The sequence below is a fragment of the Notoacmeibacter marinus genome, assembly GCF_002238045.1.
GTDB classification, from domain to species: Bacteria; Pseudomonadota; Alphaproteobacteria; order Rhizobiales; family Rhizobiaceae; genus Notoacmeibacter; species Notoacmeibacter marinus.
On sequence record NZ_NBYO01000002.1, the window covers coordinates 53,636 to 67,989 of the forward strand.

The following is a 14,354-nucleotide window of genomic DNA, read 5'->3' on the forward strand; positions in this document are numbered from 1 at the left end:
TGGAATGGTCGCGCAGATAGGCGAAAACGGGAGAGAGCGCAAGTGTGGATGGTAGATCGGTCAATCCAAGCCGCTACATTGCGCTTAAGACTGTCTTTTCTGCAAAAGGCAATATGCTGCAGAACAACCTCATTGTTTGCGGTGGCAAGATGCTCACTTCAATAGCGAGCCATAGAAAGTTCGCACCTCTCGCTTTTCTCGCCGCATTCTCCCTTTTGACGGCATCCTGTTCGGCGCAGGATGATTTTCGTCGGATCACCGTCGATGACTGGAATATCGATATTCAGTGTACCGGATCGGATGACGCGGACGTCACCGTCTGGCTCGAACATGGCATCGGATCGCGCGCCGATGCCTCCGTCTGGACATCCATCATGGACGAAGTCGGCAGCTTTGCTCATGTTTGCCGCTATCATCGTCCTGGCGCGGGGACGAGCCCCGCCAGCGCGCCATACGGCCCTGACATTTATGTGCAAAGGCTTGGCGGCATTCTCGATAGAGTCGGCGCGCGCAAGCAGATCGTCGCAGTTGGGCATTCCTTTGGCGGGTACCCGGCACGCGTGATGGCCCAGACATGGCCGGAGCGCGTGCGAGAGCTCGTCTTGATCGATTCCATCAGCGAGTCGCTCGGATTGCCGTTGGCCACGGGCGTATCGCGCTGGGATGCCGTTCCCACCGGTTCCGAGTCGATCGATGTGCGCGCATTCGAGGCTGTCATGCAGCCTGCCCTTGGAGTGCCCGTGACGGTGATTTCCCGCGATCAGGATGTTTCGCCAAACTGGGCCGCAGCCCAGCAGCATCTTCTATCGCTGAACCCTGCTTCTCGACTCATCACCGCTTCCAGCAGCGGTCACATGATTCCGCTGGATGATCCCGGGAGCATTCTCAGTGCAATTCGGGCTGCGGTTGAAAATTGATGATGCTTCGCGCGGCCCCGTATGGAAATACCCGCTCCCACCTCTCCTCAATCGAAGATCTCGCCAATGGCGGCCTGTTCGGCATCCTCCCAGCGGCGCACATCCTTGCTGACCGCCTCGATCTCCTTGTCGCTGAGGTGATGGGCGCCGTCGGCGTCGATGCGGCAGAGGCTGAACGGCTCTCCGACACTGGGCGACGTCAGGTCGAGCGCGCGCAGAACCCGCAGTACCGCCGCGCAGCCGAAGCGCAGCGACCGCTCGGTCAGGTGAAAGTGAGAGAGGAGCGAGCCGGCCTGCTGGGCCATGGGCGCGCCGCTGCCGATGGCGTGGAAGCCGATATCGGCATAATGCCCGATCATGCCGGAGGGCGTGATCTCGATGATCCACGGCTCGCCGTCCCGCCATCCGGCGGCCATCACATAGGCCGACGGCGTGCCGCCGCCCTCTTCGCCCGGCACGTCGGTAATGAAGGTGTCGTAATGGTGACGCATGATCGGCAGGACCTGTTCCTGCAGCGCCCTTCCGATGTCCGGCGCTTCCAGGATCGCGGCGCTGTTTTCATTGAAACAGCGCTCGACATCGGTCAGCACGGATCGCGCGCCGCTGCCGCCCCATGCCGCTAGATCGCCGAGCGGATGCAGCTTTTCGGCGGGATAGGTCATGCCCCGCCCCTTGTCCGTGATCTGGGAGTCCGAGCCCAGCACGACTCCATCTTTGCACACGGTGGCCAGCACGACGGTCATGGGGCGATCCTCTCGCGGTCAGGTCTCTTGACGGATCGGTCCGTCGATCACGTCGCTCCGGCAAACAATAGAAAGGGATGGGCCGTCCGCAACCGCGCGGCCCTCCGCCCGGGCAACAGTGTCTCGGCTTATGCCGCCTTGGTGATCGACAGCGCGTGGGTTTTCGCGTTGCGGCGCAGTTCATCCAGATGCATGGCGCGGAGCAGGGTCAAAATATCGTCATTGCCCGGCTTCGGCAGGCCGTCGCGCTCGGATTCCACGGCCTTCATCATACGGTAGCAGACTTCCTGAACGCCCATCGTGGTACGGCCATCGGCGACTTCCCGCCACAGGCGGATGGCGTTGACAACGACATTGCCGCCGGATTCGGAGAGGCCCGCTTTTTTCAGAACGGCGGTCAGCGCATTGCGACGACCGCGCGCCAGAATGGCGTCGGTGCGGATCTTGTCGTCGTCGAGAAGATTCTTGAGGACCGCCGACAGGAAGCCCAGCCGGCCATGCGCGGCCAGCCTGATGACGAAATGCTCGGTGAGATCGCCGCGAAGGCGGAAATGTTCGGCCAGCGCGGGATAGTCGGCCGCCGGCGTCTTGCTGACCAGTTCGACGGATGCGCGATGGCACGCTTCGCGCAGAACGCGGGTGGAGCGCATCGGACCCATGAGACGCTTCAGAAGCGGCGCTTCGGTCAGCACCTCGCCGACCTTGACCATGAGCAAATGCCGCACATCGCCCGGCAGATCGGAACGCGCGAACAAAGCCGTGCGGATGGCGCCGCTCTGGCCGAACCGTTCGGCGATGCGGCGAAGGGAGTGAGCGGCGAGTTTCGCGGCCGGGTTCTCGGCCAAGGACTGGCAGGCGTGCCGGTCGCCGAGTTCGGCGAGCGCCGCGCACACCACGGATGCGATCGGCGCACGACGCGCGATAATCGCCTGTGTGCGCTTGTCGCCGTCCCTCACCCGTTCCACCAGGTCGGCGTCGGACAGAAGCGGTGAGCGCAACAGCACATTGCCCGCCACATCCGGCTGATCGGCTGCCAGCGCCGCGACGATCTGGGGCGGCGCGCCGCGCACCGCGCAGAAGACATCGGCCAGCTTCTGGCGCACTTTCGGGCTCGGATCGTCCAGGAGCAGCGTCAGCGCCGCTTCCGCATTGGCCCGCTCCTCAAAGTCGAGATCGGATTGCAGCCAGGCCCGGGCCAGTGCATTGGCCGCATTCGCGCGCTGATCGACCTTTGCCGTTTCGAGCCATTTGAGAAAGTGCTGGACGATCATACTGACGAACCTGAACGATGAGAAACTCTCGGCCCACCATGGCAGGCAAAAGGTTTACGTTCGGTTCACCATGATCGTCAGCTTCTCGCTAACCATGTGGCCTCAATCGGTAATCGGCCATTGCGGCCGGTCCATCGTGAAGACCTCGTCGGTCGACAGATAGTCCATATAGCCGAGCCGGGCGAGAAGCCGCGCCGCGGTCACGTCGAAGCGCCCCTCGCGAAGGGCCCGCTCGGCAATGTGGACGCCGACCACCTGCCCCGTGACCAGATGGTTGTGCGTCGCCTTGCCATCGAGATCGGTGACGTGCCGCACCTCGATGACCTTGCATTCCAGCGACGCGACCGCCTCGGCGACGCGCGGTGCCGCCACCATTTCGCTATCGGCTCGCGTCAGGCCGGTCAGATCGAACTCCGAAACGTCGCTTGGCGCCGGGGCGGACGACAGATTGACCGCCTCGGCCAGGTCGCGCGAGGCGATATTGACGACGAACGCGCCGCTCTCTCCGGCGGCGCGGGCTGCGTCCTTGATCCCGACCGAGGAGAACACCACGATGGGCGGCTCCGAAGAGATCGCCATGAAAAAGGAATAGGGCGCCAGATTGTCCCGACCGACCGCATCGCGGGTGGATATCCAGCCGATGGGGCGCGGCGAAACCAGCGCCTTGAATGGGTCGTGCGGCAGGCCATGGCCGTCTTCGACGCGATAGAACACAGAAACTAGTCTCCGTTTGCACTGGAAAATTCGGTGATGAGATCGTCAATGTCTGGACGCGCCCGATCGGCCACGGTCATCGCCGTTTTGCCGATATGCACGAAGCCGGCCACGCGCTCCTCTTCGCCGATGCCGAGAATGGCGCGCGCCTTGGCGTCGTCCGAATACCAGTTGGTGATCCAGTTGCCGCGATAGCCGAGCGCCGCGGCCGCATGGAGGAGGTTCATGCAGACCGCGCCGGCGCACAGGAACTGCTCCCATTCGGGGATCGGCTTCGGCCCGTTATCCCTCGCCGTGAAGACGACGCCGACCACGAGCGGCGCGCGGGAAAAGCGCTCTTCCTCCTTCTGCCGGGCAGCGGCGCTGAGCGGGCCGTCGCGCTCTTCCAGACGGCGGGCCAGCAACGTTCCCGCTTGGAACCGCTGCTCCCCGCGATAGAGGATGAAGCGGAACGGCGTCAGCATACCGTGATCGGGCACACGCGCCGCAAGGGTGAGCATGGTTCGAATCGCCTCGTCAGAAACGTCCCCGCCGAGAGAAGCGATGGGCGGCGAGCGCCGCGTGGCCAGATGCTCCAGCAAGGCATCGTTCGTCATGGAAGACCCTCATAGCCGACGGGATATTCGATCGATCCCATGGCATGACGGTCTTGAAATTGCCACCCGCACGGGTTTGATGACGACCATGAAAAGAATGCCGTTCCCTATCCTTGTTGCCAAAAGGACGTTCGCTGTCGCGATGGTGCTGGCGCTGGCCGTCCCGGCTCCGCTTCATGCGCAGAGTCGGCCCGGCGCCGGCCCTGGCGATGTGATTCCACCGATGCCATTGCCGCCACCCGACCGCAAAGCTCCGCGATCCGATAACCCCTGGTCCGGTCAGCCCGACGTCAAGCCGACGCCACTGGTCTTGCCCGACATGCCGCGTATCAGGATTCGGCGTGGAAGCGGCGCCGGTGCCGGCACAGGTGAAATTCCCCGTGCGCGACCGCAGGGCGAAGGCGAACTGGTTTTGTCGGCCCGGCTTGTCGAGAATGGCGACGTGATTCCGTCGGGGCTGGTCTTCCGGGTCTTCGAGCCCGAAACGGGGCCGGAGGGAAAGCTGCCCCTCGTCGCGACAGCGTCGGGCGGAACGGCAAGGCTCAAGCTGCAGGCGGGGCCCTATCTCGTTCACGCCAGTTTCGGACGTGCCGGCGCCACGCGGCGGATCAATATCGTGCCAGATCGCAAGAGCGCCGAAACGCTGATCCTCGATGCCGGCGGGCTGAAATTGTCTGCCCGGCTGCCCGAAGACGTACCGATCAGCGACAGCAAGGTGCGGTTCACGATCTATGAAAAGCTGTCCGGCGTGCCGGATGAACGCGGGCCGCTCGTGCTGCCCGATGTCAGCCCCGGTTCCGTCATTCGGCTGCCGGCGGGCGATTATCATATCGTTTCACGCTACGGCAAGGTGAACGCCTCGACCGGTGTCGACATCCGCGTCGATGCTGGCAAGCTCACCGACGCCTCGGTGGAAATTGCGGCATCGGAAGTCACGCTGAAACTGGTGCGCAACGCCGGGGGCGAGGCCATTGCCGATACGTCCTGGGTCATCCAGTCCGATAGCGGCGAGAAGCTGGCGGAGCGGATCGGCGCTTTCACGACCCTGGTGCTGGCGGAGGGCGAGTACAACATCATCGCGCGCAATCGCGATCAGTTCTATACGCAGCAGATCAGCGTCGCGGCAGGCCGTTCCGACGAAGTCGAAGTCGTCGCAAATCAGACCAACAGGGCCGAAAGCAGCGAGTTTCTGCCCGATTAGATCGACTTGGCGCGTGCGATGCTTTAACTGCGCTTGGGTTCTGCAATAGCCACGGCTTCCACTCGCCATGACTGCTTCGACGCCCTCCCGTACGCAGCGAATTCGCGCTCAGCTGTTCCGCCTTTATAACGCGCAGAACCGCCAGGCCAGAACGTTTCGCTGGTCGCTGCTTGCCTTCGATATTCTGACGATCGGCTATTTCATCGTTACCGCGTTCGGGCCGATGAGTTCCAGCCTGATCGTCGTCGATACGCTGATCGGGATCGTTCTGTTACTCGATTTCGTCGCACGACTGACGATCGCACGACCTTTGTGGAAATTTTTGCTTTCACCGGTCACATGGGCCGACATCATCGTGCTGCTGTCATTGCTTGCGCCGCTGCTGGTCGGGCCGAACTTCGTCTTCCTGCGCATCCTGCGGGCGCTGCGTATCCTGCGGTCGTTCCGCCTCGCGAAGGAGCTTCAGCGCGTCACCGGCGACATGCCCGTCAATACGCGCGTCGTCGTAGCGGCCACCAATCTGGCGGCCTTCATCTTTGTCGTGACCACACTTGTTTGGGTGCTGGAGCATGAACGCAATCCCGCGCTCGATAATTACTGGGACGCGCTTTACTTCACCATCACCACGTTGACGACGACCGGCTATGGCGACATCGTCCTGTCGGATCGGCTCGGCCGGGTTATCACCGTCTTCATCATGATCTTCGGGGTCGGGTTCTTTCTCAACCTGCTTCAGGCCATCTACCGACCGGCCAAGGCCAACGCACCCTGCCCCCAATGCGGATTGCGGGTCCACGATCACGATGCGAGCCATTGCAAGCATTGCGGGCACGTCATCCACATCGAGACGGATGGTAGCACCTGAAAAAGGAGGGATGTCTTTCAGCACGCCTCCCGATGGCTAAGGCCAGCGTCGGGAAACAAGAACGGTCCTGGCCAGCAGCCACGAGCCAGCTTCTCCGTCAGTTTGGCGTTCCATCCGGCGCGGCTGCTTCGCTGGACAATTGCGCCACCGCCTCATCCAGAGACATGGACGTCTGATCCCGTGTTCCGAGCCGGCGGATATTGACGGTGCCCTCTTCCGCCTCACGCTTGCCGCAGACCAGGATGACCGGCACCTTCGCAAGGCTGTGTTCGCGCACCTTGTAATTGATCTTTTCGTTGCGCAGATCGGTCTCGACCTGAAGACCGGCCGCCTTCAGCTTCGCGGCAACCTTTTCAGCGTAGTCGTCAGCCTCGCTGGTGATCGTCGTCACCACCACCTGGACGGGCGCGAACCACAGCGGCATATGACCGGCATAGTTTTCGATCAGAATGCCAAGGAACCGTTCCATCGATCCGCAGATCGCCCGATGAATCATCACCGGCTGCTTCTTCTCGCCATCGCTGTCGATATAGAAGGCGCCGAACCGTTCCGGCAGGTTAAAATCGACCTGCGTCGTGCCACACTGCCAGGACCGCCCGATCGCGTCTTTCAGCACATATTCGAATTTCGGCCCGTAAAATGCGCCCTCGCCCGGATTGATGCCGGTCCTGATGCGATCGCTGGACTGGGCGATCCGTTCCAGAACGCTTTCCATCACCGCCTCTGCGTGATCCCAGCTGGCATCGTCTCCGACACGCTTTTCGGGGCGGGTCGACAGCAGAACCGTGATCTCCTCGAAACCGAAATCCTTGTAGGTCGACAGGATCAGATCGTTGATTTTCATACACTCGTCGGCGAGCTGCTCCTCGGTGCAGAAGATATGCGCATCGTCCTGGGTGAAGCCGCGCACGCGCATCAGGCCATGCAGCGCGCCGGAGGGCTCGTAGCGATGCACATTGCCGAACTCCGCCATGCGGATCGGCAAATCGCGATAGGATTTCAGGCCATACTTGAAGATCTGGACGTGGCCCGGACAGTTCATCGGCTTGATGGCGAAGACCCGGTGATCGACATCCTCCTTGTCCGGATGGGTCAACGCTTCGGCGCTTTTCACCGCGAACATATTATCCTGATACCAGCCCCAATGGCCGGATGTCTCCCAAAGCGACTTGTCGAGGATCTGAGGCGCATTGACCTCCTCATAGCCCTCATTGTCGAGACGGCGACGCATATAGGAAATCAGCGACTGGAACATGCGCCAGCCCTTGGAGTGCCAGAAGACGACGCCCGGTCCCTCTTCCTGGAAATGGAAGAGATTCATCTCACGGCCGAGCCGGCGATGGTCGCGCTTCTCGGCTTCTTCGAGCATATGGAGATAGGCATCGAGCTGCTTCTTGTCGGCCCAGGCCGTCCCGTAGATACGGGTCAGCATCGGATTATTGGCGTCGCCGCGCCAATAGGCGCCGGCCACGCGCATCAGCTTGAAGGCATCGCCGATCCGCCCCGTCGAATCCATGTGCGGACCGCGGCACAGATCGAACCAGTCGCCCTGAAAGTAGATCTTCAGGTCCTGATCGTCGGGAATGGCATCGATCAGCTCGATCTTGTAGTCCTCGCCCTTGTCGGCGAAGATTTGTCTGGCCCTCTCGCGATCCCAGACTTCCTTGGTGAACGGGCGGTTCCGCGCGATGATCTCGCGCATCTTCTTCTCGATCTTGGGCAGATCGTCCGGCGTGAACGGCTCGTCCCGCGCGAAATCGTAATAGAAGCCGTTTTCGATCACCGGACCGATGGTGACCTGCGTGCCCGGCCACAGTTCCTGCACCGCTTCGGCCATGACATGGGCGGCATCGTGGCGGATCAGTTCGAGCGCGCGCGGATCGTCGCGGGTCACAATCTCGATTGCGCCATTCGAAACCGGATCGGCAATGTCTCGCAATTCGCCATCGAGCGCGATGGCAACCGATTTTTTCGATAGCGATTTGGAGATGGAATCGGCGACATCCTTACCGGTCGTGCCAGCGGGATAATCGCGGACGGAGCCGTCGGGAAACGTCAAAGAAACGGAAGAAGCCATGGAATCGATTCTCCTTTTCCAGTCCCGCCTACGAATGCGGGTGGCATGGATGAGGCAAGTTCGATGAACCGAAAACTGCCTCTGGTCGAGCGCGATCTAGCAACCCGCCAGCAGGAAGGGAAGAGCCGGTATGGTCATTTATCCGGAACGGGATCGTAACCATGGGTGCCTCCGGGGCGACACTTCAGGACTCGCCTGACGCCGAGCCATCCACCACGAAACAGGCCATGGCGTGCGATCGCTTCATAGGCGTATTCGGAACATGTCGGTTGATGGCGGCAGCCATGACCGACAAAGCCGGAGAGCGTCAACTGATAGAGCCGCACCAGGCCTGTGCCAAGCAGGCGTGCAGGAGTCCTGTGCCAGGGACCGGAATAGTTACGGCTCGCCAAACGCTTACGCCGCTTCTTCGGCGCGCTTCTTCTCGATCTGGTCGAGGCAGTCGATCACCGCATCGAAGGTCAGCATGGTCGAGGCATGACGCGCCTTGTAGTCGCGCACGGGCTGCAGATATTTCAGATCGGCAAAACGCCCTTCCGGCGGCGCGCCGTTCTCTTTCAGCATCGCGCGCAGCGCCTCACCGGCCTGCCGAATTTCATCCGGCCTCGCGCCGACAACATTCTGCGCCATGATCGAAGAGGACGCCTGGCCGAGCGCGCACGCCTTCACCTCATGGGCGAAATCGCCGACGACGCCGTCCTGCAGCTTCAGATCGACGGTGACCTTCGAGCCACAGAGCTTGGAATGGGCGGTCGCGGTCGCGTCCGGCGAATCCAGACGGCCCGTTCGCGAAATATTGCCCGCGAAACCGAGAATTTTCTCATTGTAAACGTCGTCGATCATCAGCGCCTTCCGTTCACCGGCTCTTGTCTCTATATAGGGGCCGAAGCCGCGGGCCGGCAAGATAAGGCAAACGTCATGGAACGTGCCGGCCGGATCGGGATCGGTCATCCCCGAACGCTAGCTGTTTCGACCGTTCAACTCGTCGCGCCATCGAGCGGGACTACGGGAGATACTCATCATGGACGCTACTATCCATAAATTTCGCGACGCCTCCGGTCGCGAGGACCGGCCCAGCCGCACCGAAGCCGAGGACGCGGTGCGAACCCTTCTTCGCTACATTGGCGAGGACGAAATGCGCGAGGGTCTGGTCGATACCCCCGCCCGCGTCGTCAAGGCCTATGACGAGATGTTCGCGGGCTACGACCAGGACCCCGAACAGATTCTCGGTCGCACCTTCGAAGACGTTTCCGGCTATAGAGACATGGTCCTGATCCGGGACATCGTTTTTCATTCTCATTGCGAGCACCACATGGTGCCGATCCACGGCAGGGCGCACATTGCCTATCTGCCGGACGGCAAGGTTCTGGGGCTGTCCAAGATCGCCCGGCTAGTCGATGCGTTCGCGCACCGGTTGCAAACCCAGGAATCGATGACGGCGCAGATCGCCGACCAGATCCAAGGTGTGCTCAAGCCGCAGGGCGTCGCCGTGATGATCGAGGCCGAACATATGTGCATGGTCATGCGTGGCATTCGCCGCGAAGGCTCGGACACGGTGACGACGGCCTTTACCGGCACCTTCTCCGATGAAGTAGCCGAGCGCGCGCGGTTTTTCGATCTGATCCGGACGGGCAGCGGACGTTGAATGTGACCGACGAGACAATCAGGGGCGACGAAGACGCCGTCATTGCGTTTCCGACACCGGCAAATGACAAGGCTGCGCTGGAAGAAGGATCGGTTTTCTCGCCGCGATTCGATGCCGATGGCCTTATTACGGCCGTCGTAAACGATGCTGGCGATGGAAAGCTTCTCATGGTCGCGCATATGAATGCGGAAGCTCTGTCCAAGACGCTGACTACCGGGATCGCACACTACTGGTCGCGCTCCCGCCAATCGCTCTGGCAGAAGGGTGAGACATCGGGCAATCGGCAACGCGTTGTCGAGATGAGGACGGACTGCGATCAGGACGCGGTCGAACTCAGAGTTCGGGTCGAAGGCCTTGCGGCAACATGCCATACGGGCCGGCGGTCCTGTTTTTATCGCATAGTCGCCATGCGGAATGGTTCGGCGGAACTGCGGCACGATGAAACCAAACCGCTCTTCGAAACGAAGAAGGTCTATGGCAAGTAGGCGGCGAACGAGCTTCTTCCGTTAGTCCCGGAGCACCATGGATCAGCGCAGCAGCGACCCGAAACATCATCCCGAAGGCATTGCTGTCGCGCTTGGCGGCGGCATCGGTCGCGGCTGGGTGCATATCGGCGTGCTACGCGCCTTGGACGAGTGCCGGATTCCGATTCATACGATCGCCGGCACATCGATCGGCGCAATCGTGGCAGGCGCCTATCTGGCGGGCAAGCTGGACGAACTGGAAGCCTTTGCCCGCGCCGCGACTTGGCGCCGCATGTTCGGCCTGTTCGACCTGCGCTGGGGCGGCCAGGGCCTTGTTACCGGCGCCAAGATCGACCGCCTTTTGCGCGCATCCCTCGGCAATATGCAGATCGGCGATCTCGACCGGCCGTTCATTGCAACGGCAACGAGCCTTCCCGGCGGCGAGGAAGTCTGGATCACCGCCGGCAGCCTGGTTCTGGCGATGCGCGCATCCTACGCCGTGCCGGGCATATTCGAGCCGGTCAGTTGGGGACATCGTACACTGGTTGATGGCGCGCTGACTGCGCCACTGCCCGTCAAGGCGTGTCGGATGCACAGTCCCTGCCCGGTCGTCGGCGTCACGCTTTCGGGCGATCCGGGCTTCAAGGAAGTGGTGATCGAAGAGGCCGCCGTCGATCCGGATCCAGCCCGTGCATACGAAGCGTCCGGCGTGGAGGCTGGGGGTGGGCAACTCGGTTTCGGTGGCGTCATCTTGCGATCCTTCGCCGTCCTGCAGGATCAGATCGTTCACTCCATGATGGTCAGTTCGCCGCCAGACATGCTTTTGGCGCCGCCAACCGAATCGATCGGGTTGCTCGACTTTCACCGGGCGGACGAATCCATCGCAATCGGTTATGAGACGACTATGGCGCACAGGGACGAACTGCGCGCTTACGCCGCCGCGAAATAGCTTTCTGACCAATGGCTTGAAAGAAAATATCGATTCATTTTGTGAGAGCCGAAGTGCCTGTCAGACGATCTCGGCGGCATCCTCGATCTTGAACTGCACCCGCTTTTGCCCATTCCAGTGATTGACGCTGAGCGTGCCTGCAAAATGCAAGGTCTCGCCTCGCCGTTTGATAAGGAAGCGTCCGAGATCGGTGTCGGTACAACGAAAAGCCACGGCCTGCAGCCGCCCGCCGCTTTGTGAGCGCAAAGCGAGCCGCAGATGGCTGCCATCGCGTCCCATCGTATCGAGATTCTCGATTCTGTGCCGCGCAAGGACGAAGAACGGGCTCGGGTGGCCCGCTCCGTAAGGACCGGCTGCGTCGATCCGCTCGCACAGATCGAGCGTTAGCGCTTCCGCCGTCAGGGAGCCGTCGATTTTCCGCATGGCGGACTGCCTTAACCGGGTAACGGTACGCGACAGCTTCTCCTCCAGAAAGGCCCGGAACGGGCCGAGCTGATCGCGCATGATGGTAATTCCCGCCGCCATGGCGTGGCCGCCACCTTTGACGAGAAGGCCGCGTTCGACGGCATCGCGCACGATGCGACCGAGATCGACCCCGGCAATGGAGCGTCCGGACCCGGTGCCTTTTCCGTTCGGATCGAAGGCGATCGCAAAAGATGGACGCCCGAACCCGTCCTTTAGCCGCGAAGCCAGAATGCCGACAACGCCGGGGTGAAATTTCCGGCTCTCGGCAATCAGAACCGCCGGTCCCTCCCCCTTTGCCGTTTCGGCATCGGCTTGCGCGCGCGCCATTGCCAGCATATCGGCTTCCATCGCCTGTCGCTCACCATTCAGAGCATCGAGTCGTGCCGCCAGGGTTTCGGCATCGGTCGGGTCGTCCGTCGTCAGAAGGCGCGCACCGAGCGACGCATCGCCGATCCGCCCACCGGCATTGATGCGCGGCCCGAGAATGTAACCGAAATGAAAGGGCCGTATCGGCTCGCCCAGCCTTGCAACTGCCGCCAAAGCCGCGATTCCGGGGTTGCCGTGGTGGCGCGCCACTTCCAGGCCACGGACCACGAAGGCGCGGTTGACCCCGATCAGCGGCACGACGTCGCATACGGTTGCCAGTCCAACAAGATCGAGAAACCCGCGCAGATCGGGAGTGCCTTCATTGCCCTGCCGCAGCGCGGCATTGGCAGCAACCATTGCGAGAAAGGTGACCCCTCCCGCACAGAGATGGCCCTGGCCCGACAAATCGTCCTCACGGTTCGGATTGACCACCGCGAGCGCGTCCGGCGGCATCGGGCCGGAAGGTTGGTGATGGTCGAGAACGACGATATCCGCGCCAGCCTGCTTCGCCGCTGTAATGGCCTCGGCGCTGTTGGTGCCGCAATCGACGGTGACGATCAAAGAGGCATCGCCCGCCAGTTTCTCCATGGCGGTGGGGTTCGGGCCATAGCCTTCGAAGATGCGGTCGGGAATGTGGATCGTCGCTTCGATGCCGAAGAAGCGCAACCATCGCGCCAGTAAAGCCGACGAGGCCGCGCCGTCGACATCGTAATCCCCGAAGATCGCGACCTTCTCGCCGTTGCGCGCTGCCCATGCCAATCGGTCGGCGGCGGCGGTCATGTCCGTCAACGTCTTGGGATCGGGCAGAAGATGACGAAGCGTCGGCTGCAGAAAGCTTGGCGCATCCGTTTGGCCAACCTGCCGGCCCGCCAGAATGCGTGCCACGATCTCGTCGATCCCGCTTTGCTGCGCGATGGCCAGCGCGGTCTGCTCCTGCATCTCGGTCAACCGATGATGCCAGGCAAAGCCGGCTGCGCTACTTTTGACGTTCAGAAAATATCGCGATTCCATGGCTCACCTCATATCACAGAGACGAGTCGGTGCACCGTCTGCAACGAACCGTTTTACGGTCTTTCGAACTTGGCGAGGTCGGTGTGGCGGGCGCGGATTTCGCGGATCGTACCGCTGGATGAGCGCATGACGACCGTATGGGTGTCGATCCGTCCGGGGCTGAATTTCACCCCGTCGAGCATGTTGCCGCTCGTCACGCCCGTCGCCGCGAAAATGACGTCGCCCTTGGCCAGATCGTCCAGTTTGTAGATCTCCTGTGGATCGGAAATGCTCATCCGTTTCGCTCGGTCGATCTTCTCTGGCGTATCGAGAACCAGTCTGCCTTCCATCTGCCCGCCGATGCAACGCAAAGCCGCGGCGGCCAGAACACCCTCAGGTGCGCCGCCGACGCCCAGATAGATGTCGACGCCGGTTTCGTGCGGGTTGGTGGTGTGGATGACGCCGGCGACATCGCCATCGCCGATCAATTGGATGGCGGCACCGGTTTCCCGTACCTCCGCGATGAGTTTCGCATGGCGCGGCCGGTCCAGGATACACGCGCTGATGCGGTCTGGTGTGACGCCTTTGGCCTGGGCCAGCGCTTCGATATTGTCGGCGGGGCTTCGGTCCAGACCGACCAGACCGGGTTCGAAGTCGGGGCCAATGGCGATCTTGTCCATATAGACGTCTGGAGCGTTGAGCAGACTTCCGCGCTCGGCAAACGCGATCACCGCTAGAGAGTTGGGCAGGTTCTTCACGCAGAGCGTCGTGCCCTCCAGCGGGTCGAGCGCGATGTCGACGACCCCGCCCTTCTTCGTACCGACCTCCTCGCCGATGAACAGCATAGGCGCGTCGTCCCGCTCGCCCTCGCCAATCACGATGCGGCCATCGATCGGCAGTCGGTTCAGTTCGGTCCGCATGGCGTCAACGGCAGCCTGATCGGCCTCCCACTCGTCACCCCGCCCGCGAATGCGCGCGGCGGCCACAGCAGCGGCTTCCGTTACGCGTGCGATTTCAAGCGCCAAGATCCGGTCCAGCCGTCCTGTCTCGGTCATATCGGCACCCTCTCCCAATTCTTGCGATCAGACTTA

General features: G+C 62.0%; 15 protein-coding genes. 6 read left to right on the forward strand and 9 right to left on the reverse strand.

Annotation, left to right across the window (positions count from 1 at the left end; translation table 11 throughout):
• Positions 1–113: 113 nt before the first annotated feature.
• Positions 114–917 (forward strand): alpha/beta fold hydrolase, encoded by an 804-nt coding sequence (locus B7H23_RS08405; protein WP_094077017.1) that lies wholly within the window; start codon positions 114–116, stop codon positions 915–917.
• A 47-nt stretch (positions 918–964) separates the two neighbouring features.
• Here B7H23_RS08405 and B7H23_RS08410 read toward each other — a convergent pair whose 3' ends face one another.
• From B7H23_RS08410 to B7H23_RS08425, 4 genes are all read right to left on the reverse strand, one after another.
• Positions 965–1,660 (reverse strand): Ntn hydrolase family protein, encoded by a 696-nt coding sequence (locus B7H23_RS08410; protein WP_094077018.1) that lies wholly within the window; start codon positions 1,658–1,660, stop codon positions 965–967.
• Between the two features lie 128 nt (positions 1,661–1,788).
• Entirely contained in the window at positions 1,789–2,931 is a 1,143-nt protein-coding gene (locus B7H23_RS08415) for a DUF2336 domain-containing protein (protein ID WP_094077019.1), read from the reverse strand.
• Between the two features lie 102 nt (positions 2,932–3,033).
• A complete protein-coding gene (locus B7H23_RS08420; protein WP_094077020.1) occupies positions 3,034–3,645 on the reverse strand; it encodes a flavin reductase family protein in 612 nt (203 codons plus the stop codon).
• Positions 3,646–3,650: 5 nt separating this feature from the next.
• Positions 3,651–4,241, reverse strand: coding sequence for a nitroreductase family protein (locus tag B7H23_RS08425; protein ID WP_094077021.1), 591 nt, complete (start codon positions 4,239–4,241; stop codon positions 3,651–3,653).
• Between the two features lie 97 nt (positions 4,242–4,338).
• Between B7H23_RS08425 and B7H23_RS08430 the strand changes: the two genes are divergently transcribed.
• Together B7H23_RS08430 and B7H23_RS08435 are read left to right on the forward strand one after the other, a co-directional pair.
• Complete coding sequence (locus B7H23_RS08430) at positions 4,339–5,442, forward strand: hypothetical protein (protein WP_143534744.1); 1,104 nt, start codon at positions 4,339–4,341, stop codon at positions 5,440–5,442.
• A gap of 67 nt (positions 5,443–5,509) precedes the next feature.
• On the forward strand, positions 5,510–6,307 hold the full coding sequence (locus tag B7H23_RS08435) for an ion channel (RefSeq protein ID WP_094077023.1): 798 nt from the start codon (positions 5,510–5,512) through the stop codon (positions 6,305–6,307).
• Positions 6,308–6,404: 97 nt separating this feature from the next.
• Here the strand turns inward: B7H23_RS08435 and thrS are convergent, their stop codons facing one another.
• The 3 genes from thrS to B7H23_RS08450 all read right to left on the reverse strand — a co-directional run bounded on the left by thrS (position 6,405) and on the right by B7H23_RS08450 (position 9,227).
• Positions 6,405–8,384: a threonine--tRNA ligase gene (gene thrS / locus B7H23_RS08440; protein ID WP_094077024.1), complete on the reverse strand. Its 1,980-nt coding sequence runs from the start codon at positions 8,382–8,384 to the stop codon at positions 6,405–6,407.
• Positions 8,385–8,518: 134 nt separating this feature from the next.
• On the reverse strand, positions 8,519–8,776 hold the full coding sequence (gene yidD / locus B7H23_RS08445) for a membrane protein insertion efficiency factor YidD (RefSeq protein ID WP_094077025.1): 258 nt from the start codon (positions 8,774–8,776) through the stop codon (positions 8,519–8,521).
• Positions 8,777–8,780: 4 nt separating this feature from the next.
• Positions 8,781–9,227 (reverse strand): iron-sulfur cluster assembly scaffold protein, encoded by a 447-nt coding sequence (locus tag B7H23_RS08450; protein WP_094077668.1) that lies wholly within the window; start codon positions 9,225–9,227, stop codon positions 8,781–8,783.
• Between the two features lie 178 nt (positions 9,228–9,405).
• On the opposite strand from B7H23_RS08450, the gene folE reads away from it, so the two are divergent.
• Genes folE through B7H23_RS08465 form a run of 3 tightly spaced genes read left to right on the forward strand, consistent with a single transcriptional unit; the run spans position 9,406 to position 11,442 of the window.
• Positions 9,406–10,029 (forward strand): GTP cyclohydrolase I FolE, encoded by a 624-nt coding sequence (folE, locus tag B7H23_RS08455; RefSeq protein WP_094077026.1) that lies wholly within the window; start codon positions 9,406–9,408, stop codon positions 10,027–10,029.
• 2 nt (positions 10,030–10,031) lie between these two features.
• A complete protein-coding gene (gene hisI / locus B7H23_RS08460; protein WP_240535030.1) occupies positions 10,032–10,514 on the forward strand; it encodes a phosphoribosyl-AMP cyclohydrolase in 483 nt (160 codons plus the stop codon).
• A 37-nt stretch (positions 10,515–10,551) separates the two neighbouring features.
• Complete coding sequence (locus B7H23_RS08465; RefSeq protein WP_094077027.1) at positions 10,552–11,442, forward strand: patatin-like phospholipase family protein; 891 nt, start codon at positions 10,552–10,554, stop codon at positions 11,440–11,442.
• A gap of 60 nt (positions 11,443–11,502) precedes the next feature.
• Here B7H23_RS08465 and recJ read toward each other — a convergent pair whose 3' ends face one another.
• Entirely contained in the window at positions 11,503–13,284 is a 1,782-nt protein-coding gene (gene recJ / locus B7H23_RS08470; protein WP_094077028.1) for a single-stranded-DNA-specific exonuclease RecJ, read from the reverse strand.
• A 53-nt stretch (positions 13,285–13,337) separates the two neighbouring features.
• The gene (glpX, locus tag B7H23_RS08475; RefSeq protein WP_094077029.1) at positions 13,338–14,318 is read right to left on the reverse strand and encodes a class II fructose-bisphosphatase; all 981 of its coding nucleotides are present in this window, start codon (positions 14,316–14,318) and stop codon (positions 13,338–13,340) included.
• Positions 14,319–14,354: the final 36 nt, after the last annotated feature.